Source organism: Nocardia sp. NPDC088792, from assembly GCF_044750615.1.
GTDB lineage: Bacteria > Actinomycetota > Actinomycetes > Mycobacteriales > Mycobacteriaceae > Nocardia.
On record NZ_JBIVKC010000002.1, the window covers coordinates 1,074,237 to 1,094,700 of the forward strand.

Here is a 20,464-nt window from a genome sequence, read left to right on the forward strand (position 1 = left end):
TCATTCGACGTTCGAGCGCGGTCGCGAGTTCCCGGGCCGCCGCCCACGACCGGATACGGGCAGGCAGCGGCTTGGAACACGGGCGGTTCAGAGCCGCCGGATCAGCCGGGCGCGACCCGCGGGCCCGAGCTGGCCGGCGTCGATCAGGACCGGGCCGGCGGTGAGCCGGGTGAGGTCCTCCCGCAACCGCTCCCGCAGTCGCTGTGCGGCCTCCCGATGGACCGCGGCCCGGCCCGGGTCGCCGAGGTAGTCGGCGAGTTCGGCCAGGATCTCGTCCATCGGGCCCAGCGACGAGGCACCGGTCTCCAGCCCGCATACGGTGCCCGCATAAGGCAGCAGGTCCGCGTAGATGGCGCGGGCGTCCTCGGGTTCGTTGAGAGTGATCGCCAGGCGGGCGCGCACCCCGGTGAACGTGGACCAGAACTGCGGGGCGATCGGCGGCGCCGCGGCCAGTACCTGGCGGGCCGTATCCGGTTGTCCCGCATGCACGAGGGACAGGGCGTAGCCGAAGACGAACAGTTCGGGTTTGAGCGCGACGCGTTCGCGCAGGTCCTCGGCGAACGGCGAGAGGTCGTTCCGCAGCCAGCCCAGCGAGATGGCGACGCCGATGTGCAGCGCATCGGGATTGCGTGACGGTTCGGCCGCGCCCTCCTCCGAATGGGCGACGATCCCGGCGGCGTCCCGCGATCCGCGGTCCAGCAGTCGCAGCACTTCATCGGTATTGCCGCGCAACAGTTCCAGCACCATCCCGAACGGCGCGATGGCGTCGAGCAGGTGCCGGAGCTGACCGTCGGTGGCGTATTCGCCTGCGCAGCGGGCGTGTTCGGCGGCCGCGGTCAGATCGGCGTCGGCCAGGGTGGCGCGGAACAGCAGATAGTGTGCGAGCGCCCGGAATTCGTCGAGCCCGGCCTCGGTGGCCAGGCGCAGCAGGCGACCGGCATGACCGCGCAGCTCGTGCGCGCGCAGGAACCCGCGCGCCGCGAAGTCCGCGAAGGCCTGCGCATTGACGGCCGTGCACAACAGATCCGGGTCACCGAGCGGTTCGGCCAGTTCCACGGCCAGGTCCGCGGCGGCGCGCGCACCCGCCGGATCGTCGAGCGCCCGATCGAAAACCCTCGTGACCTGCACGCGAATCCTTGTGGTCAAGGGCAGTTCGGGATCGGCCAGCGCGATCCGCAAGGGCTCCCGGATCCGCGGATCCGGTGTGTGCCAGTCGTGCACCGACCAGATCAGCGGCGTCGGCCAGCAGGTGGCCGCCTGCGCCAGCAGCGTTGTGCCCCCGAGTGATTCGGCCAGATCGAGGGCCTGCTCCCGCGCGGCCCGGGCTGCGAAATGCTGCCCGTCGTAAGCCAGCGCGGTCACCAACTCACACCGCGCCTCCAGCAGGGCGATGCGATCCGCCCGCTCGGCCGTCGCCGCGGTATGCCCGGCCATATCGTGCAAGGCCAGTACCGACCGCCACCGCCGCACGGCATCCGCCCGCATCCGGCGCTCCACACACCGCCACGCCGCCGCGCGCACGAATCGCAAGGCCACCACGGCGGTTCCGGCATCCGCCCCGAGCGCCGCATGGTGCGCCATGGCGTCGATATCCCGTCCTCGCACCGAGATTCCCACCGCTTCGCCTGTCCTCCGCGCGACCGCGGGCGCATGGGCCTGCTGCCGTACGGCTTCCGGCTCATCCGGCGGGATCACCGCGTCGATCGTCGAGAGACTCGCACTGCGAGGGCCGTTCGGGTCACCGGCCACCGTGTCCGGTTCGCCCAGCGTGTGCCACCCCGCCGGCGACGAAAGACTCGCACTGCGAGGGCCATTCGGGTCACCGGCCACCATGTCCAGCCCGCCCAGCGGGTGCCATCCCGCCGGCGCGGTGGATGCGCCATCCGGTGACGGTGCGGCGGTATCCGAGGCCGCGGTGGCGGGTTCGAACGGGTCGGCCGCGACTTCATCGGCTCCGCGCAGCGCGGCAACGATCTGGTTCCGCCCGCTGGAAACATTCGACGGCGCGGTGCCGGTGGCCGCGGCGACCTCGTCCGCGCCGCGCAGCGCGGCGACGACGCGGTCGCTACCGGGTGGCGTGCCCGCGGGGTCGGTGGCCACCGGCGTGGTGTCCCCCATTGTGCGGCAGAGGAATTCGAAGGCGGACCAGTGCATGCGGGTGCGGCGGAGGAGGGGGATGTCGTAGTAGACGGCTTCGCGGACGAGGGCGTGGTCGAAGGTGATGCGGCCGCTGCGTTCGGCGCGGAGCAGGCGGGCGGTTTCGGCGGTGGCGATGAGGTCGATGACGGTGTCGGGGGTGTGGCCGGCGGAGGCGGCGAGGGTGGTGATGTCGGTGTCCTCGCCCCAGACGGACATTTCGCGGAGGAGTTCGATCACCGGGGCGGGGAGGGCGGCGATGCGGCGGCCGAGTAGGTCGCGGACGCTGTCGGGGAGGCCGTCGGTGGTGCCCTGGCTGGCAACGAGTTTGGCGAGTTCGCGGACGAACAGCGGATTGCCGCCGGTGCGGCGGCGCAGCAGTGCCACGGTGCGGTCGTCGACCTCGGTGAGTCCGGCGGCCATGGCGGCGCGGCGGGTGCCGGCCAGGTCCAGGCCGTCGAGTTCGATGCGGTCGGCGGTGAACAGGGCCAGGGCGGCGGCCGTATCGCGCACGCCGGGTGCGGCTTCGCTGCCGCGCAGGGTGGCGATGATGAGGATGGGCCGGTCCCGCAGCCAGTTCACCACCTGCCGCAGGACCTGCAGGGTGGCGGTGTCGGCGCCGTGCACGTCCTCGAGCACGATGACGATGGGCGCGTCGGCGGAGCGTTCCCGGCAGGACCGCACCACGCGGCGTGCGAGGGTGAACGCGTCTGCGGCGGTGAAGGTTTCCGGATCGGCGGCGTCGAGCCCGGTGAGCACTTCGGCCCAGGCCCAGGCGGGCGGTGCGCCCTCGACCTCCGGGCAGCGCCCGAACACCGTGGTCCAGGACCTTTCGGCGAGTTGTCCCGTAATCGATGCGGCCAGTGTGGTTTTCCCGGCTCCGGCTTCCCCGGCCAGCCATACCAGTCGGGCTTGGCCGGCCGCGGCGCCCTCGGCGGCGGCCAGCAGGGCGGCGCGCTGGGCGGCGTATCCGGTGTCCGGCACGGGATCCGGGGTGTGCGCGGGTTCGGGTCGGCGGATCTCGACCGGGATGGGCACGGAGACGACGGGGGCCTCGGTGTCCACGGAGTGGGTGAGGATGGCGTGTTCGAGGTCGCGCAGTCCGGGTCCGGGGTCGACGCCGAATTCGAGGGTGAGGAATTCCCGGCTGTGCCGCACGGTGGCGAGCGCGTCGAGGGACTGCCCGAGCCGATACTGGGCGACGGCCAGCAGCCGGGCGCATTCCTCGCGTCCGGGGTACTCCTCGAAGATGGGCCGCAGGGCCAGCACCACTTCGGCGGGCCGGTTCATCTCCAGTGCGGCCTGGGCGCGCAGTTCGGCGGCGGTGAGCCCGAGCGCCATCAGGCGTGCGGCCTCCTGTGCCGCCCAGGGCATTCCGGCGAAGGATTCGAAGGCGGTGCCGTGCCAGCAGGCGAGGGCGGCGTCCAGTACCCGGCATTGCTCGATCGGGTCGGGTCGCCCGGCGGGGTCGCGCATGGTGGCCTCGTGCCCGTGCAGGAGCTGCTCGAAGTGCCAGGCGTCGACCTGTTCGGGTTCGAGATTCAGGGCGTACCCGTGGGATTCGGACACGATGACGCGGGAGCGGGCGCGCCGGGGCCGGTCGGGTTCGAAGACCCGCCGCAGGTTGTGGATGTAGACCTGGAGGGCGGCAACGGCTTTGGTGGGCGGATCGCCGTGCCAGAGATCGTCGATGAGTCGTTCGGTGGGCACGACCCGCCCGCCCGCCGCAACCAGCCTGCCGAGCACCGCACACTGCATCGGAGCTCCGGGCGGCACGCGCTGCCCGTCGATACTGATGTGCAGCGGGCCCAGCACCCCGATCCGTGTGACCGCCATGGCGCCGTACGACCCCCGAACCACTTTCGAACCAAACCGAACAGGATCAATATGGCAGAAATTCTGCGAGAGCGACCACACTTGTGATCCGGCTTAACTCGATACGAAGTCGATCCGAAGAGAAATACAGCACACTGCACAGGGTGTTCGACCCCTCCGCTCCACCGGCTGCCGATCTCGCGGTGCTGCACAGCCTTCCGCATCCGGCCTGCCTGCACGATGCGGCCTTCGACGTGGTGGCCGCGAACAGGGCGTTCGTGGAGATCTTCCCGGGTACCGGCGCGGGTGCGAACCTGATGACCGGCATCATGCTCGATCCGATGGCCCGATATCGGCTGGGCGACTGGGAATTCGAGGCGCAGCTGATGGTCTCGACGTTCCGGCATCTGGCGCCGGGCCGGGTCGCGCCGGCGCGGATCGAGGAGATCCTCAACCTGTGCCGCCGCTCCCCCGAATGGGATCGGCTGTGGAACGAGAACGAGGGCGCGGAGGCCCCGCGGGAGCGGACCGTGCTCATGCACGAGCCGGAGACGCGCCGGGAAGTGCGGCTGTACGTGCAGACCTTCCTGTTCGAGTCTCCGCAGCGGCCGTGGTGGCTGCTGACCCTCGTGCCCTTCGAATAGCGAGTGATCAGGCCTGCGCCGCAGGCACTTCGAACCAGCCGTCCTCCGGTTCGGCGTAGCCGTGGTACATGAGCGGTATCCGCCGGTCCACCCCGAAGTGCCGGTAGACGGCGAGCATGGCGGCGCGTACGGCGTGGTCGTGGAAGTCGTCGATCCGGCGGGCGCCGAGCCAGTGTTCGGGCAGCAGCGCGAGCCGCGTCATCTCGTCGGGGTCGTCGGTGTCCAGGCCGAGTGGTTCGGTGTCCGCGATGTAGTGGTCGTGCAGGATCGCGTGCGCCCGATGCGGGTCGTGCAGGCCCGGCCGGAAGGCGAGATACCGGGTGCGAATCGCCGGTGAGGTGTGCTGCGCCTGCAGCCACGAGACGAGGGCGGGATCGGCGCGCGGCGTCCGGCGGGCCGACAGCGGGACCTGCTCGAGCAGGTGCAGCACGCTGCCGCCGCGGACGCGTGGTTCGGGGACGAGGAACAGGCTGAGGACCGGGGATCCGGACATGATGTTCGCGAGGCAGACCTTGGTGTGCATGGGGTCGGGCATGCGGCTGATCCTTCGAGGAAGGGTTGCTGGCTTCATATCCGAGGTCATGCCGGCCGCCGAGTCACCCGACTCGGATCGATCTCCTCGGCGCCGACCTGTGCAACATCGGGAATTATAGTCGCCGAACATGAGTGGGACCGATCGGTCTTCCCCGATCGGTCCGTCGGCCCGCCCGTCGATCGGCGCGCCGCTAGGCGTCGATCAAGCGATCGGCGGTGCCGGCCGGGAGGGCCGCCAGTTGTCCTTCGATGGTGACCCGGACGGCCGGCCATTCCTCGTCGAGGATGGAGTAGAAGGCCGTGCTGCGGACCTCGCCGTCGAGGCCGCGGGAGTGGGCCCGGCGGACCCCGTCGCTGGTGGCGCCGAGGCGTTCGATTGCCATGCGAGAACGGACATTACGGACATCGGCCCGCATGGCAATGCGACGCACGCGCCACACATCGAACGCGTGCTGCAGCAGCAGGAGCTTGGACTCCAGGTTTATGCCCGCCCCACGCGCCCCACGGGACAGCCAGCTATTTCCGATTTCGGCCGCATCCGGGACCGCGAGCAATGGATCCTCGGCCGGCATTCCGTGCACCAGCGGCCACACCACGGGCCCCTGCCAATAGTCGAATCGGGTGAACCGGGTGGACCCCAGCACCCGCCCGCTGGCGACGGCGATGATGGCGAAGGCCAGCGACGTGCCGGCGGCATGGCCGGCCAGCGCTTGCGCCACATAGTCCAGCGCCTCGTCCACTCCGTGCGGGACGGGCGTGAACGCATAATCGTCACGATTCCCGGCCGCTGCCTCCGCGAGACCCGAAGCATGCTGCGGCGCAAGGGGTTCCAGTCGCACCAGGCGACCGGCGAGAGTTACGGGTACAGGCACGATCCCTCGATCTTTCGGAGACGGTCGGGGGCCCGCGTCAGGCATTTGCCGCCCGGCTACCTACTCCGGATTCGACGAACCAGCCCTGGCGCGCCAGTAGCAGCATCGGATAGATGGATGAACGATAGCGGAACAGCACCGCACCGCACCGCAGGCGGAATGTTAATTTCATGCTCCACGCCGCGCGTCGCGATGGCGTGTTTCAGAAGGTCATTCGCCCCGGTCGGGGATGGGTTCCAGCAAATGCATGGCAATCGCCACGCGGGGGTGTACGAACCCGGCGGCGCTACGTGCCGGCGGTATCCGAGACGGGCAGGCTCGCGGTCAGATGATCGAGTATCGGAGCGAGACGGCCCAGCTCCGCGAGATGCAGTTCACTGAGTGCCTCCAGGCGCTGTTCGCCGAGGGGGGTTACCGCCAATCTGACCACGCGCGAATCATATTCGTCCCGGACGCGTTCGACCAGACCCGCTTCGACGGCGCGATCCACCAGACCCACCGCGCTGTGATGCCGCACCGAGAGATGGTCGGCGATCTCGCCGATGGTGGGCTCCCGCTCGTCCGGATGACCCGTGATGGCCAGCAGCAGTTGATGTTGCGCGGGCGTGAGACCGACCCGACGCGCCTGTTCCTCACTCCAGCGCTCGAACCGGCGCAGCGCGGTCCGGAACGTCAGGAGCGTGGTGTAGTCGCGTGGGGTCAGCTTTGACACGGACGAAACCTTACTTGCTCGTATCGCACTACGATATTTAAGTATCGTAGTGCGATATTCGCCCGGAGGAGTGAAGTTCCATGGTCTTGGACGTTCTGGCTTTCTCCGCGGCCGCGGTGGCCCTGGCCGCCGTGGTCGCCATGCTGGCAATCGGCCTGTCCGACCTCTCCAGCCCGCCGACCACCACCGTGTGCCGGCGCTGCTCGCGATGGATGATCGATACCCGCCACCAGCCCGAACCACTCTGCTCCCGCTGCCGCGAACGCCATGTACCCATCCCGGGCTTCGATATCACCGTGCGCCGCAAGGATCCTCACCACGCGCCACAGGGCTGACCCTGCCGCGAGCACCGAACCCGGCACACCCGGCATCCGGAAACTAGGGTGTGGCCATGCGGATTCGACGGTGGCGGCGGGTTTACCTCGCCGCCGAGTATGCGGCCCTGTTCTTCGGCGGCACCACCGCATACAACGCCTACATGCGCGGGAAGCCGCCGATTCCGATACTGCTCGCGCTGGCCGCGGGCGCCACCGTGTACCTGCGGCGGTCGGACGGCTTCGACCGCCAGTCGCTGTGGCGGCCGAAAGCCCTGCGGCCGCAGGCGCGATCGATGGCGGTCACCGCGGTATCGAACGGGCTGGCGCTGACCGCGGCGACCGCGCTGCTGCGCCGGGAGGACCTGTTCGACCTGCCGCGGCGGAATCCGTGGCTGTGGCTGGCGGTCATGGTGCTGTATCCGATGCTGAGCGTGTACCCGCAGGAGCTGGTCTTCCGGTCGTTCCTGTTCCACCGGTACGCACCGGTTTTCGGGGACGGCGCCGGGCTGGTGGCGGCCAGCGCGGCGGCCTTCGGCTACGTGCACATCATCTTCGGCAGCTGGGTCTCGGTCGCGGCCAGCGGCGTCGGGGGCTGGATCTTCGCGGCGCGATACCTGACCAGCCAGTCGCTGTTCACCGCGTCCGTGGAGCATTCGGTGTACGGGATGCTGATCTTCTCGATCGGATTGGGGCGGTACTTCTATCACGGCGCGGTGCCCGCGCGCGGTGCGATTCCGCAGTTGCCCCGGGCCGCCCGGTAATCACCGAGCGCACCTGTCACAAACGGGCGCCGGGCGGCGTCCAATGGCCGACACAGTAGCGATGCGAGAGACGGAGTGCAGTGATGAGCGATGACCACCGGCCGGACCCCGCCACCGAAGCCTTTGTCACGCACCGCAATCTGCTGTTCACCGTCGCCTACGAGATGCTCGGCTCGGCCGCCGACGCCGAGGACGTGCTGCAGGAGACCTGGCTGCGGTGGATGGGCGTCGAGCAGGATACCGTGCGCGATCAGCGGGCCTATCTGGTGCAGATCACCACCCGCCAGGCGCTGAGCCGGTTGCGCTCGCTGGGCCGGCGCCGGGAGTCCTATGTCGGGTCCTGGCTGCCCGAACCGCTGCTGACCACTCCCGATGTGGCCGAGGACATCGAGCTCGCCGAGAACGTCTCGATGGCCATGCTGCTCGTGCTCGAGACCCTCGCACCGACCGAACGAGCGGTGTTCGTGCTGCGCGAGGTCTTCGCACTCGAATACGACGAAATCGCCGCGGCCGTCGACAAGACGCCCGCCGCGGTCCGCCAGATCGCGCACCGCGCCCGCGCGCATATCGCCGCCCGCCGGCCGCGCGGACTCCCCTCCCAGGCCGAAACCCAGGGCGCGCTCGAAGCCTTCCAGCGGGCCGTGCAAACCGGCGACATGCAGGGCCTGCTCGATATCCTCGCACCCGATGTGGTGCTGCTCGGCGACGGCGGCGGCATCAAACAGGCGCTGCTGCGGCCGGTTTCGGGCGCGACCCGGATCGCCCGCCTGCTCACCGTCCAGCAGAGCCGGATGGCCGCCCTGCCCATGGAACCGGCCCTGGTCAACGGCTACCCGGCCCTGGTCCTCCGCGAGGACGGCGAGGTCGACACCGTTATCGCGCTCCGCATCGACGACGGCCTCATCACCGGGCTCTACGCCGTCCGCAATCCGGAGAAGCTGTCGCACATGGACTTCGAAACCACCCTGCACCGCTGAGCCGGATCCCGGTCCTAGGCGGTCAGCGCCGCCTCGACGGTCGCCCGGACCCGGGCCCGCAACCAGCTGTGCGCGGTATCCGCGTGATGCCGGGGATGCCAGGCCATGGCCATCTCGGCGGACGGCAGGTCGAGCGGGATCCGGAAGATGCCGGTACCGGCCGAGATCGAGGCATCCGGAAATCCGGGCGTATGGCAGACCAGTTCGCTGTCCCGCACGGCGATCATCGCCTCCGCGTAGTTCGGGACGGTGGCGACCACCCGCCGGGAGAGCCCGAGTTCGGCGAGCCGCTCATCGATGGGCCCGCGTAGCCGGCCCCGCCGGGACACACTGAGATGCGCTGCCGCAGCATACGTTTCGGGCGTGACCGGCCCGGTCGTGAACGGATGCCCGGCGGCCGCTATCCCGAGCATGGCCACCTCGGCCAGCGGTTCGACGATCGTCTCGGGGTCGGCATGGTCGATGACGCCGATCTCCAGATCGACCCGGCCGTCGCGCAAGGCCGGGGTGCCCTCCAGACTGTCGGGCAGGAATCGCAGCACGATGCTCGGCGCCTCCGCGCGCACCGTGGCGAGCAGCGGGCCCACGATGCCGGCGAGCACCGTATCCGCGGCCTGGATCGCGAAAACCCGTTCCAGCGCGGCCGGATCGGGCCCGCCGTGCGGGGTCAGCAGCGTGCGAGCGTGTTGCAGCAGACCCGCGACCTCACCGCGCAATTCGACTGCGCGCGGCGTCAATACGAGATTCCGGCCCGCCCGTACGAGTAGCGGATCGCCGAGCACCCGGCGTAATCGGCCGAGGGACCGGCTCATGGCGGGCGGCGAGGAATGCAGGCGTTCCGCGGCCAGCGTGACGCTGCCGGTGTCCAGCAGGGCATCCAGGGCGACCAGCAGGTTCAGGTCGAGATTCTCCACGACGGCGTCCCTTCCCGATTCCATCTACTGGAAAGTATCGTGCCCGATCTTGGCATTGCCGATCATCGGGTCGGCTCGCAGAATCGTCTCATGACAACTTCCACATCCGGAACCCAGCTGGCGGTCTTGAGTCAGAGTGGTTGCACCGTAAGCTTTTTCGACCTTGCCACCGGCGAGCGCACCCACCTGATCGACGTGCTGCCCGAGGGTCACGAACTGTGCTTCGACCCGGACCGCCGCATGCTCTACGCCAGCCACACCTACAGCAACGGCTACTACCTCGTACACGAGGCGAAGGGCCACCAGATCTCGGTGATCGACGTCGACACCCATGAAATCGCCGACGTCATCGATATCGGCCCCGAGCACGCACCGCACGCAATGCACCTGGATACGGCCACCGGAACGCTGTTCGTCAGCGTCGAGGAAGGCCCCGCCGGTCCCGGCGGCATCCTCGCACTGGACCCGAAGACGGGGCAGATCACCGCCCGGTTCTCCGCCGAAGCACCGGTCCCGCACTCGGCGGCTCTCACCCCGGACGGCCGGAAGGCGTACACCGCCAACAAGCAGACGCCCTACGTCTCCGTGATCGATACGGCCAGCGGCGAAACGCGCCGAATCGCGGTGCCGGGCAGCGAGGGAATCGCGGTCTCCCCCGATGGCACTCGCGTATTCGTCGCCACTCCAACAATTTTCGCCGAGGGCGCCCACACCATTGAGGTCATCGACACCGCCACGGACGAGATCGTCCACAGTATCCCGCTGACCGCCGCGGCCGGCCCGGTCCACGTCACCAGCGACGGCAAGCTGCTCGTAGGCCAATGGGGCACAACCGATCCCACCGTCTGGGGGAGCTTCGATTCCACCGGCGAGCCGCGTAGTCGAGGTGGATCCCTCGCGATCTTCGACGCGAACTCTTACCAGCCGCTGGGCGAAGTGCCGATCGATTTGGGCCCCATCAATGTCACGGCCACCGCGGACGCCGCCACCGCCTTCGTCGCCAACCTGCAATCAGGCACCGTGACCGTCGCCGACCTGCACACCTACGAGGTGATCACCACCCTGGTGGTCGACCGCGGCGAGCACCTCTCCCCCGACCGCACGATCCCCAACCAGGGCGCGCACGGCCTCGCCCTCATCCCACCCGCACCGGTGGCGAAACCAGCGCGAGGATAGCGTCGGAGAGGTTGGCGAGGCTGCGGTCCGTCAGGGCGGAATCGGGATTCACCAAGTGATCCAACAGGATTCCGTCCATCACGCAGTTGATCAGGTGGGCGAGTTCCCGGGCGGGGCGCGGGGACTCGTGGCCGGTGTGCTCCATGGTCCGGTCGACGATCTGCTCGGTGGCGTCCAGGTGATAGTTGTTCAGGTCGCGCCCCAGGTGTGCGGCTTCGGGAGTGCGCAGGGCGTAGAGGGTGAGTTCGTGCTCGACGCGAGCCAGTGCGGGATCGGCGCTCGCCACGTCCCAGGCGGTCCGGACGAGTTGGTGGATCACCTCGGGCAGGGTCAGCCGCTGAGTGTCCACGGAGGTGTCGAGGTGCGCGGTGATGGTGGCGTTGCCGCGCTGATCGTCCTCGATCAGCGAGGCCAGTACCGCGGCGAGGATCTCGTCCTTGGTGCTGAACACGTAATGCAGGGTGGCCAGGGACAGCCCCGCCTCGGCGGCAATGCGGCGGGTGGTCGCGCCGGCGACGCCATCGCGGGCGATCACGGTGGTCGCGGCCCGGATGATCTGGGCTCGTCGTACGGCCGCCGGTGTGTGGGCCACGAGGGTTCCTTTCGCTGACTGAGTCGGTCGATTGACCGAATACTAACGGCAGGTCAGGGCATACACAAAAGTCGACAGTGATCCACATCACTACTTGGTCATTTGACTTAGTCGATCGACCGACTTTAGGTTGGTGGCATCGCAAGAACCCCACAGACGAGGGAGCCACCGATGACCACCATCAACGCCGCCACCGCCGCCTACGACGCCCACCGCGAACCGGCCGAGCCCGCCAACGGTCCCTTGGTCGCCCGCTGGATCCGCCGCGCCGGCCGCGGCGAACTGAGCATCCGCTGGACCCGCCTCGTCCGCCGAGTCCGGCGCTGACCCCCACCGACATCGAAAACATCGAGCAGACAAGGAAAGCCATGACCTCGCCGACCTACTCCCCCGCGCAGCACGCAGTCCCCGCCTGCTTCTTCGACCCCACCCACGGCGCCGCCTTCGCCATGGCGGCCTGGCAGCCCCCGTACGGCGTCACCCGCCCCATCCCCGTCTGCCCCGGCTGCCAGCAGCGACTGCTCGCCCAATCCCAGCCCGTACCCCCGCAGCCCGCACCCGACCGCCGGGCGGGCGGCTCCGGAATGGGCGACGTAGTCCTCGGCGCCGCAGGAGGATTGGCCGGCGGTATGCTCCTCGGCTCCCTCTTCGACGACAGCGGCTCCGAGGACGACGACTGGCTCTGACCGAGCCCCCGCTCACGCTTCGAGCGACGACCGCCTCTGCTCCAGGAGGACAGCCACGAAGCGGTACAGGGCGAGCAGCGAGATGAATCCGAACATGAACAGGATGACGCTGCCGACGGACTTGTTCACCGGATTCAGGTACAGCGCAAAGGCATAGGACCCGATGACCACGATCGGGGCCGCGTCCACCCAGCTCAGCGGACGCGTCCCCGCTCGGGCGAGCGCGCCCTTGCCGAGGACCGGGATGAGCACGAACGAGATGACGAGGGTGATCAGGAATCCCCAGATCGCCCAGCCGATCGGCAGTTTGGGGTCGCCGAAGAACGAGTCCTGCGCGGGCAGGGCCTTGGACCTGCCGACCCATTCGTAGACCCCGAACTTCGTGCAGAAACCATTGGCGAGGAACGCGATCCAGGCGTGCAGCATGCCGTAGAGCACGCAGTGCCACACCACCTGCCACGGCCGCAGGGAGCGCGGGTCCACCACGATCTTCCCGTCGAGCACCACATTGATGATCACGTAGACCGGCCACAACAGGGCCACCATCCCCAGCGGCACCAGCAGCGGAACGCTGCCGATATGGGGACCCATCATCGCCAGATCGCCGTAGCGCAGATCGCCCCAGATGAACCCGCCGAACGAGATATTGGTCTGCTCGAAGGACCACTCCACGATGGCGGCGATCACGAAGTAGGCCGCGGCGAGCTTCACCCCCAAGTGTTTGAGCATGTGCCCGAACACGGCCACCACCAGCGCCAGCGAGGTGATCGTCTGCGGGATCACCGGCAGGCCCTTGCCGCCGGTCTGGATCCCCGACCAGAGCGTCATCACCACCCACACCACGCAGGCGACGCCGAGGGCCACATCGACCGGATTCACCCGCCGCACTTCACCACTCGTGCGGTTCTCGGTACTCGTGCTCATTCGCCACAGTCCTTCGTTCAGCGGGTCACGTCGAACTAGAAAATTATTCTAGAAGATTTTTCTAGTCAATGGCCGATTCGGTACGGTTCAGGAGTGACCACTGCCCCTACCGCCGGCGTCGCGCGCCGCCGCGCCATCCTCGACGCAGCACTGACGGTCTTCCTGAAGAGCGGAGTGGCCGGTGCCACGGTCGAGGCCCTGCACCGCGCCTCCGGCGCCAGCGTGGGCAGCATCTACCACTTCTTCGGCAGCAAGGACGGCGTGGCCGCCGAGCTCTACCTCGAAACCCTCCGCGACTACTACGACACCTACCTCACCGTCCTGCAAGGCAATTCGACCGCCCGCGGCGGCATCGAAAGCACCGTCCGCACCCACCTGGAATGGGTAGCCGCCAACGAACTACGCGCCCGCTTCCTCTTCCACCACCGCGAATTCGAGATCATCGAAGAATCCCGCCCCGAAATCACCACCCTGAACGACCACTTCTACAGCGAAGCCACCACCTGGCTACACCCCCACATAACCCAGTCCCGCATCAAACCCCTACCCCCACGACTCTGCCAAGCCCTCTGGATGGGCCCCTGCGTCGAATACGCCCGCCTATGGCTGGCCCGCACAACAGATTTCGACATCCTCGGCCCCGCCCCGGTCCTCGGCCAAGCAGCATGGGACGCCGTCAAAGCCTGACCTTGCCCCGAAAACAACCGAGCCCCACCCGGAATCCGGATGGGGCTCAGTGTAATTCGCTGGCGTGCGGGCGAATCCCTATACGTTGAAGCGGAATTCGACTACGTCGCCGTCGACCATGACGTAGTCCTTGCCTTCCATGCGGACCTTGCCGGCGGACTTGGCTGCGGCCATGGAGCCGGCGGCTACCAGGTCGTTGAAGGCTACGATTTCGGCCTTGATGAAGCCGCGTTCGAAGTCGGTGTGGATGACGCCGGCGGCCTTGGGGGCGGTGTCGCCCTGGTGGATGGTCCAGGCTCGGGATTCCTTGGGGCCTGCGGTGAGGTAGGTCTGGAGGCCGAGGGTGTGGAAGCCGGCTCGGGCCAGGGCGTGCAGGCCGGGTTCGGTCTGGCCGATGGATTCGAGGAGTTCGAGGGCGGACTCCTCGTCGAGTTCGAGGAGTTCGGCTTCGACCTTGGCGTCGAGGAAGACGGCGTCGGCGGGGGCGACGGCGGCCTTCAGTTCGGCCTTCTTGGCCTCGTCGGTGAGGACCGACTCGTCGGCGTTGAAGACGTAGAGGAAGGGCTTGGTGGTGAGGAGGGTGAGTTCGCGGAGGAGGTCGGTGTCGATCTCCTTGCGAGCCGCGAAGAGGGTGCGGCCGGCATTGAGGATGTCCTGCGCCTGCTTGGCGGCGTCGGCGACCGGCTTGCGATCCTTCTTGACCTTGGCTTCCTTCTCGAGGCGGACGACCGCCTTCTCGAGGGTCTGCAGGTCGGCCAGGATCAGCTCGGTCTCGATGACCTCGATATCGGAGGTCGGGTCGACCTTCCCGTCGACGTGGATGACGTCGTCGTCGGCGAAGACGCGCACCACCTGGCAGATGGCATCGGCCTCACGGATATTGGCGAGGAACTTGTTGCCCAGGCCCGCGCCCTCGGACGCGCCCTTCACGATGCCGGCGATATCCACGAAGGAGACCACGGCGGGCACGATGCGCTCGGATCCGAAGATCTCGGCCAGCTTGCTCAACCGGGAATCGGGCAGCGGCACCACGCCGACGTTCGGCTCGATGGTGGCGAACGGGTAGTTCGCCGCGAGCACGTCATTGCGGGTCAGCGCATTGAAGAGGGTCGACTTTCCGACATTGGGCAGGCCGACGATTCCGAGGGTGAGACTCACGAGGAAGGGAGTCTACCTGGACCGTCGGCCCGCTCCGTCAGGCCGGTACCGCCCAGAGCGGTCACGGGGATGCTCCCCGGCGGCCGCCGCGAGCGGATTCAGGCGCGCGGGTCGCGGCCCAGGTAAGTCAGCAGTTCGTCGACGACCGGGGTGTCGCTCGCGGGCACGCCCTCGACGATCGCCGCGTAGACGCCGTAATCCCGCAGCGGCTCGATGAGTCCGCGGGCGGCGGTGAGCAGGTGGCCGGCGAGCTCGTCGGTGAGCGGCGCGGGCTGGCCGGTGCCGATCGCGATATCCCAGGCGTGGACGGCGGCGTCGAGGGCGCAGAGCACGCCGGCGATCGGGGTGGGGAGGGCGCCGAACGGCAGTGGGGTGGGGACGGTTTCGGTGTGATCGCCGACGGTGGCCCAGGCGGTGACGGTGGGTTCTATTGCGGCGGTGAGCAATTCGTCAGCGCTGCGGTCGAGTTGGCCGGAGGGTTCGAAGGGGTTCGCGGCGGGACCGTTGCCGATGCCGAGGACCTTGGCGTAGGCGAGCTGATCACCGGCGGCATGCTGCACCACCTGCGTGACAGTCCATTCCGAGCACGGAGTGGTGTTGTCCCACTGGTCGGCGCGAACGCCGGCGACCACGCCGGTCAGGGCGCGATGCGAGGTGGCGAGGACATCACGCCAGACGGGGGCGAGGCGGGCGGCGGGGTCGAGGGTGGCCTGCGGTTCGGTGCTCATTGTGCTTGCCTCTCAGGTGGTTTCGTTTCCCTTGAAACCAAGGTATGCCGCTATTAGGCTAGATTTCTTCCTAATCATCCGGCAGCAGGAAAGGCTGAAATGTGACCTCCACCACAACCAGACTGCTGCGTCTGCTCTCCCTACTGCAGGAACACCCTTACTGCGGTCGCGAGCTGGCCGAACGCCTGGACGTCACCGGCCGCACCCTGCGCCAGGACATCGCCCGGCTGCGCGAACTCGGCTATCCGGTGCACGCCGAACGCGGCCCGATCGGCGGTTACCGCCTCGGCCAGGGCACGACCATGCCGCCCCTGCTGCTCGACGACGACGAGGCCGTGGCCGTCGCGGTCGCCATGGATCAGGCCGCCGACGGCAGCACCGGAATCGCCGGCATCCAGGACAACCTGGAACGGGCACACGCGAAACTGGCGCGCATCCTCCCGAAACGCTTACAGCGCAAGGTGACAGCACTGCGGTCGGTAACCGATGTGGGCCCCGCCGTCACCGGTTCCTGCGAACCCGACGCCCCGATCCCCGCCGAAACCCTCGCCACCCTGGCCGCCGCCATCCGCGCGACGACCACCGTGCACGCGGGCGACCTCGAATGCGAGCCCTACCGCCTGATCAGCTGGCAACGCCGCTGGTACCTGGTGGCCTACAAGCTCGAAACCCATTCCTGGCGTGCGATTCCCGTGGCCGGACTGCCCGCGGTCGTCCTCGGCGACCGGCATTTCGCCGCGCGCCCGCTGCCGGACGAGGATCTGGTCGCCTTCGTGCTGCGCGAGATCGCGAGCATCGGCTGGCTGGTGCACGCCCGGGTCACCGTGCTGGCGCCCGCGGAAACGGTGATCGCGCGCATCAACCCCACGGTGGGCGTGGTCGAACCGCTCGACGACAACTCCTGCCTCCTGCTGACCGGCGCCGACCGCCTGGAGACCATCGCCATCTACCTGAGCATGCTCATGATGGATTTCCGCGTGGACGACCCGCCCGAACTGGTCGCCCACATCCGCACGCTGGCGCGCCGCTATACCGAGGCCACGCCTCAGAGTTCGTCGTAGATGGCGGCCAGATGCTCGAGTACGGACGTCGCGGATTCCAGTGCGGCGGAGTCGTATTCGGTCAGGGAGTCCCGCAGCGCCGCGGTGAGTTTCCGCTGCCGCTGGTGATGCAGTTCGCGTCCCGCATCGGTCAATGACACCTGGACCGAACGCTTGTCGCCGGGCGACGGCGTGCGGGTGACATACCCGGCCGTCACGAGCCCGTTCACGAGCTGAGTCGTTGCGGCGCCGGTGGTTTCGGTGCCGGCGGCGAGCTGCCCGATCGTCATCGGCCCGCCTTCGGCGAGGATGCGCAGTGCGCGTGCGTGAGTCATCGATACCGCGCCGGGCACCCGGGTGGCCCGGCCGCGCAGTCGCGCGTCGGCGGCACTGAGCCGGTAGGCGGCGCGCGCCAACCGGTCGAGCGATTCGCCGCGGGCGGCGTCCGGTCGGGGTTTCGGCATGTGACTCTCTCTCGGCGCACGGGTCTGACTTGACAGCAGCTTATCCTAAGTACTTAATAGATAAGTACTTAGCTAATTGAGAGGAAGCATCATGACCAACCGTTCGACCGCCCAGAGCTGGACCCTGGACATCGCCCTCGCCCAAGGCGGTTTCGATGCCCTGCACCCCGAAGCCAAAGGCACGATGGAGCAACTCGGCCACGACCACACCGATTTCGACAAGGTGTTCGCCCTGGTCAAGAGCGGTGCCATGCTGCCCAAGGCCTGGGCCACCATTGCCGCCCAGGCCGAGGAACGCGCCACCCACCACGAGCGGAACGGCTTCCGCCGCACCGCCTCCGACCTCTACGAACGCGCCGCCGTCATGTGGGGCCGGGCGCAGTATTCGATCCTCGACGCCGCGGATCCCCGCAAAGCGGCCTTCCGCGAGCGGACCGGCCACTGCGTCACCCGGCTGGCCGCACTACGCGACGATCGCGTCCGGCGAGTCGTGCTCGACTTCGAAGGCGGCCACATCTACGGCCTGCTGCACCTCCCGGCGGGCGCGGTGCAGGGCGCGCCCGCGGTGATCCTCGGCCCCGGCATGGACATGATCAAAGAGGACTACATCCACGCCGCCGAGCGCTACTACACCAGCCGCGGCATGGTCGCGCTCTCCATCGAAGGCCCGGGTCAGGGCGAGACCCGAACCGGCGGTCTCACCGTCGATCTCACCAACTACGAGCGCGCCATCGGCCGCTACCTCGACTACCTGACCGAACTGCCCGAGGTCGATCCGCAGCGCATCGGCATGTTCGGCATCAGCATGAGCGGTTACTGGGGCTCCCGCGCCGCCGCCACCGACCGCCGCCTGGCCGCGCTCGCCGCCTTCGAAGCGGTCACCGGCGACTTCCACACCATCTTCGACCGCGCCCAGCCCAGCTTCAAGAACAACTACATGTACATGGCCGGCTACACCGACGAGGAAGCCTTCGATCGGGAACTGACCACCCACCTCCCGCTCGGTGACCTGGTCGAGCACATCACCTGCCCCGTCCTCTACGGCATCGGCGAATTCGACGAACTCACCCGGCTGGAACAGGCCATCGCCAGTTTCGACCGCATCCGCGCCCCCAAGGAACTCCGCGTCTACGAAAACGAATTCCACCCCCTCGGTGGTGTGGCCGCCGAAGCCTTCCGCTTCGCCGCCGAATGGCTGGAGCGGGCGCTGCACGGCGAATTCGCCGAATCCGGCCGCGACATCCGGCATTACGTGCACCGCGACGGCCGCACCACGGACGGCACCGCCCGCCCGATCTGGTGGCTCGACGCCGCTGACGGCCGCTGAACCCCGGCTACCCGATCACAGCGAGGTCTTCGCCGTAGAACGCCATCAACCCGGCCGCCGCGGAAATGGCTGCGACCAGCCAGAATCGGGTGGTCACCATGGTTTCCGGCCAGTGGCCGAGTTCGAAGTGGTGATGCACCGGGGCCATTCGGAAGAATCGGCGCCCTGTCGTGCGAAACACTGCGATCTGCAACAGGACCGAGAAGATCTCCGCGCAGAACAGGGCGCCGACGAGCACCATCAGCAGTTCGGTGCGAGTGGTGATCGACAGCCCTGCCAGCAGTCCACCGAGGGCCAGCGAGCCGGTGTCCCCCATGATGATCTTCGCGGGGGCGGCATTCCACCACAGAAATCCGACGCAGGCCGCGCCGGCTGACGCACACACGACTGCGAGATCCAGCGGATCCCGCACCAGGTAGCAGCCGGCGTGGGCGCGGGTACTGCAGGCATTCGTGTACTGCCAGAACGTGATCAGCACGTACGCGCCCAGGGTCAGCCCCATCGAGCCCGCGGCCAATCCGTCGAGTCCGTCGGTGATGTTCACCGCGTTGGACCAGGCCACCACCAGAAAACACACCAGCAGCAGAAACAGCACCGGTATGAACGACAGCCAGCCCAGATCGCGGACGATAGAAAAGTGCCTGCTTCCCGGCGTCAGCCCGGTGCTGTCTGGAAACCGCAGCGCCAGCACACCGAAAATGATTGCGGCGCCGAGCTGTCCGACATATTTCCCGCGCGCCCTCAACCCGAGGTTCCGTCGCTTGTACAGCTTGATGAAGTCGTCCAGAAACCCGACCACCCCCAGCGCGGTAGCCAGCCCGAGCACCAGCAGCCCGGACGCCGTCACCCCGGGCGCCCCGTACCGCAGCCCGATCAGATGCGACCCGAGGTATCCGGCCCACATACCGGCCACGATGGCGATACCGCCCATGGTGGGTGTCCCCCGCTTGGCGCGGTGGCTCAGCGGCCCTTCTTCGCGGATCTCCTGTCCCAGATGCTTGCGGGCGAACAGCCGAATGAGCATCGGCGTCACCGTGATCGACACCGCGAGCGCAATCATCGCAGCGAACAGAATCTGTCTCATCACTCTCCCCAGAACCCGCCCACCGGCTCCCCCGGCGCGCCTCATCACCCCGATGCATGACTGCACTGGACCGCTGCCAGCCAAGCACATGCTTCGGAGAGTGGCGAACGAGCCGGAAGTGACTAGCCCCTACCGAGATCCCGCGTGATGCCTTCCAGCAGCCATCCCAGCCCGATCTCGAAGCTCTCGTCGGCATCGGGGAAGTCGGCCGGATCCTGCTGCAGGAGTTGGACGAACCGTTCGTGGCCGGCGGCGGTCGCGGCCTCGCGTACATAGGCGGCGCCGGGTGAATCCGGTCCGAGATCACGGCGGGTAGCCGCGTGGGATTCCCGCAGTACGAATCCGGTCGTGTACTGGTCGACCGCATTGATGATCTGCGAGGCGATCGGGATCGGCACGTCCAGTCCATCCAGCGCTTTGTACGACTGCTCGATGTGCAGCAGCGCATTCGGCCCGAGCGCGCCGCGTTTGCCGACGAGTTCGGTGGCCCACGGATGTCGTTTGATCATGGCGCGCTCCCGCCGGGCCACCCGGGAGATCGATTCGCGCCAGTCCTCGGAGAACTCGTTCTCATCGAGGATGATCTCGCCCGCCAGTTCGTCGGCGATCAGATCGATGAGGTCGTCCTTGCTGTCGATATGGGTGTAGAGCGCCATGGGCCCGATACCCAGCCGCGCGGCGACGCGGCGCATGGACACCGCATCGCTGCCCTCTTCACCGGCGATATCCATTGCCGCGGTGACAATTTCATCTCTGGTCACCGCGGGCCGCCGCCGGGGCGCGGAGCGCGCCCAGATCGGGACGGCACGGTTCGCGTCGGCTCCGGATTGCTGCTGGTCCACGGGCCGGAGTCTACCCGCTACAGCGTATGACTTGACAATACATCGTATCGTTTATCCATACAGTGTATCGATAA

22 protein-coding genes are annotated in these 20,464 nt (G+C 68.1%); 10 read left to right on the top strand and 12 right to left on the bottom strand.

Annotated elements, in window-relative coordinates:
* Window positions 1–87 precede the first annotated feature (87 nt).
* Window positions 88–3,972, bottom strand: a complete 3,885-nt coding sequence (locus ACIP5Y_RS14165; RefSeq protein ID WP_400350241.1) for a BTAD domain-containing putative transcriptional regulator — start codon at window positions 3,970–3,972, stop codon at window positions 88–90.
* Between the two features lie 143 nt (window positions 3,973–4,115).
* Here ACIP5Y_RS14165 and ACIP5Y_RS14170 point away from each other — a divergent pair, with 143 nt between their 5' ends.
* On the top strand, window positions 4,116–4,595 hold the full coding sequence (locus ACIP5Y_RS14170; RefSeq protein ID WP_400350243.1) for a hypothetical protein: 480 nt from the start codon (window positions 4,116–4,118) through the stop codon (window positions 4,593–4,595).
* Window positions 4,596–4,602: 7 nt separating this feature from the next.
* On the opposite strand, the gene ACIP5Y_RS14175 is transcribed toward ACIP5Y_RS14170, so the two are convergent.
* From ACIP5Y_RS14175 to ACIP5Y_RS14185, 3 genes are all read right to left on the bottom strand, one after another.
* Window positions 4,603–5,130 carry a hypothetical protein gene (locus ACIP5Y_RS14175; RefSeq protein ID WP_400350245.1) on the bottom strand — a complete coding sequence of 176 codons (528 nt, stop codon included), beginning with the start codon at window positions 5,128–5,130 and terminating at the stop codon, window positions 4,603–4,605.
* A gap of 190 nt (window positions 5,131–5,320) precedes the next feature.
* Window positions 5,321–6,001: a GNAT family N-acetyltransferase gene (locus tag ACIP5Y_RS14180; RefSeq protein ID WP_400350246.1), complete on the bottom strand. Its 681-nt coding sequence runs from the start codon at window positions 5,999–6,001 to the stop codon at window positions 5,321–5,323.
* A gap of 286 nt (window positions 6,002–6,287) precedes the next feature.
* A complete protein-coding gene (locus ACIP5Y_RS14185; RefSeq protein WP_400350247.1) occupies window positions 6,288–6,713 on the bottom strand; it encodes a MarR family winged helix-turn-helix transcriptional regulator in 426 nt (141 codons plus the stop codon).
* Between the two features lie 80 nt (window positions 6,714–6,793).
* Between ACIP5Y_RS14185 and ACIP5Y_RS14190 the strand changes: the two genes are divergently transcribed.
* From ACIP5Y_RS14190 to ACIP5Y_RS14200, 3 genes are all read left to right on the top strand, one after another.
* Window positions 6,794–7,048, top strand: coding sequence for a hypothetical protein (locus ACIP5Y_RS14190; protein ID WP_400350250.1), 255 nt, complete (start codon window positions 6,794–6,796; stop codon window positions 7,046–7,048).
* Between the two features lie 56 nt (window positions 7,049–7,104).
* Window positions 7,105–7,791, top strand: a complete 687-nt coding sequence (locus tag ACIP5Y_RS14195) for a CPBP family intramembrane glutamic endopeptidase (RefSeq protein WP_400350251.1) — start codon at window positions 7,105–7,107, stop codon at window positions 7,789–7,791.
* A gap of 83 nt (window positions 7,792–7,874) precedes the next feature.
* Window positions 7,875–8,768: an RNA polymerase sigma-70 factor gene (locus ACIP5Y_RS14200; protein ID WP_400350253.1), complete on the top strand. Its 894-nt coding sequence runs from the start codon at window positions 7,875–7,877 to the stop codon at window positions 8,766–8,768.
* A gap of 14 nt (window positions 8,769–8,782) precedes the next feature.
* Here the strand turns inward: ACIP5Y_RS14200 and ACIP5Y_RS14205 are convergent, their stop codons facing one another.
* Window positions 8,783–9,706, bottom strand: a complete 924-nt coding sequence (locus tag ACIP5Y_RS14205) for a LysR family transcriptional regulator (protein WP_400350255.1) — start codon at window positions 9,704–9,706, stop codon at window positions 8,783–8,785.
* A 66-nt stretch (window positions 9,707–9,772) separates the two neighbouring features.
* Here ACIP5Y_RS14205 and ACIP5Y_RS14210 point away from each other — a divergent pair, with 66 nt between their 5' ends.
* Window positions 9,773–10,858 (top strand): YncE family protein, encoded by a 1,086-nt coding sequence (locus ACIP5Y_RS14210; protein ID WP_400350256.1) that lies wholly within the window; start codon window positions 9,773–9,775, stop codon window positions 10,856–10,858.
* On the opposite strand, the gene ACIP5Y_RS14215 is transcribed toward ACIP5Y_RS14210, so the two are convergent.
* Window positions 10,818–11,450, bottom strand: a complete 633-nt coding sequence (locus ACIP5Y_RS14215) for a TetR/AcrR family transcriptional regulator (protein ID WP_400350258.1) — start codon at window positions 11,448–11,450, stop codon at window positions 10,818–10,820. The genes ACIP5Y_RS14210 and ACIP5Y_RS14215 overlap by 41 nt on opposite strands.
* A 171-nt stretch (window positions 11,451–11,621) precedes the next feature.
* On the opposite strand from ACIP5Y_RS14215, the gene ACIP5Y_RS14220 reads away from it, so the two are divergent.
* Window positions 11,622–11,777, top strand: coding sequence for a hypothetical protein (locus ACIP5Y_RS14220; RefSeq protein WP_400350259.1), 156 nt, complete (start codon window positions 11,622–11,624; stop codon window positions 11,775–11,777).
* 41 nt (window positions 11,778–11,818) lie between these two features.
* Window positions 11,819–12,136, top strand: a complete 318-nt coding sequence (locus tag ACIP5Y_RS14225) for a hypothetical protein (protein ID WP_400350261.1) — start codon at window positions 11,819–11,821, stop codon at window positions 12,134–12,136.
* 12 nt (window positions 12,137–12,148) lie between these two features.
* On the opposite strand, the gene ACIP5Y_RS14230 is transcribed toward ACIP5Y_RS14225, so the two are convergent.
* A complete protein-coding gene (locus ACIP5Y_RS14230; RefSeq protein ID WP_400350262.1) occupies window positions 12,149–13,060 on the bottom strand; it encodes a hypothetical protein in 912 nt (303 codons plus the stop codon).
* Between the two features lie 93 nt (window positions 13,061–13,153).
* On the opposite strand from ACIP5Y_RS14230, the gene ACIP5Y_RS14235 reads away from it, so the two are divergent.
* On the top strand, window positions 13,154–13,747 hold the full coding sequence (locus ACIP5Y_RS14235; RefSeq protein ID WP_400350264.1) for a TetR/AcrR family transcriptional regulator: 594 nt from the start codon (window positions 13,154–13,156) through the stop codon (window positions 13,745–13,747).
* Between the two features lie 78 nt (window positions 13,748–13,825).
* Here the strand turns inward: ACIP5Y_RS14235 and ychF are convergent, their stop codons facing one another.
* Both ychF and ACIP5Y_RS14245 read right to left on the bottom strand, forming a co-directional pair.
* On the bottom strand, window positions 13,826–14,905 hold the full coding sequence (gene ychF / locus ACIP5Y_RS14240; protein WP_400350265.1) for a redox-regulated ATPase YchF: 1,080 nt from the start codon (window positions 14,903–14,905) through the stop codon (window positions 13,826–13,828).
* Window positions 14,906–15,003: 98 nt separating this feature from the next.
* Window positions 15,004–15,633 carry a TIGR03086 family metal-binding protein gene (locus tag ACIP5Y_RS14245; RefSeq protein ID WP_400350267.1) on the bottom strand — a complete coding sequence of 210 codons (630 nt, stop codon included), beginning with the start codon at window positions 15,631–15,633 and terminating at the stop codon, window positions 15,004–15,006.
* Between the two features lie 101 nt (window positions 15,634–15,734).
* On the opposite strand from ACIP5Y_RS14245, the gene ACIP5Y_RS14250 reads away from it, so the two are divergent.
* A complete protein-coding gene (locus ACIP5Y_RS14250; protein ID WP_400350269.1) occupies window positions 15,735–16,694 on the top strand; it encodes a helix-turn-helix transcriptional regulator in 960 nt (319 codons plus the stop codon).
* Here ACIP5Y_RS14250 and ACIP5Y_RS14255 read toward each other — a convergent pair.
* Window positions 16,679–17,137: a MarR family winged helix-turn-helix transcriptional regulator gene (locus ACIP5Y_RS14255; protein WP_400350271.1), complete on the bottom strand. Its 459-nt coding sequence runs from the start codon at window positions 17,135–17,137 to the stop codon at window positions 16,679–16,681. The genes ACIP5Y_RS14250 and ACIP5Y_RS14255 overlap by 16 nt on opposite strands.
* Window positions 17,138–17,228: 91 nt before the next feature.
* On the opposite strand from ACIP5Y_RS14255, the gene ACIP5Y_RS14260 reads away from it, so the two are divergent.
* Entirely contained in the window at window positions 17,229–18,464 is a 1,236-nt protein-coding gene (locus ACIP5Y_RS14260) for an alpha/beta hydrolase (protein ID WP_400350273.1), read from the top strand.
* Between the two features lie 7 nt (window positions 18,465–18,471).
* Here the strand turns inward: ACIP5Y_RS14260 and mraY are convergent, their stop codons facing one another.
* Together mraY and ACIP5Y_RS14270 are read right to left on the bottom strand one after the other, a co-directional pair.
* On the bottom strand, window positions 18,472–19,548 hold the full coding sequence (gene mraY / locus ACIP5Y_RS14265; RefSeq protein WP_400350274.1) for a phospho-N-acetylmuramoyl-pentapeptide-transferase: 1,077 nt from the start codon (window positions 19,546–19,548) through the stop codon (window positions 18,472–18,474).
* Between the two features lie 122 nt (window positions 19,549–19,670).
* The gene (locus tag ACIP5Y_RS14270; protein ID WP_400350276.1) at window positions 19,671–20,390 is read right to left on the bottom strand and encodes a TetR/AcrR family transcriptional regulator; all 720 of its coding nucleotides are present in this window, start codon (window positions 20,388–20,390) and stop codon (window positions 19,671–19,673) included.
* Between the last annotated feature and the right edge of the window lie 74 nt (window positions 20,391–20,464).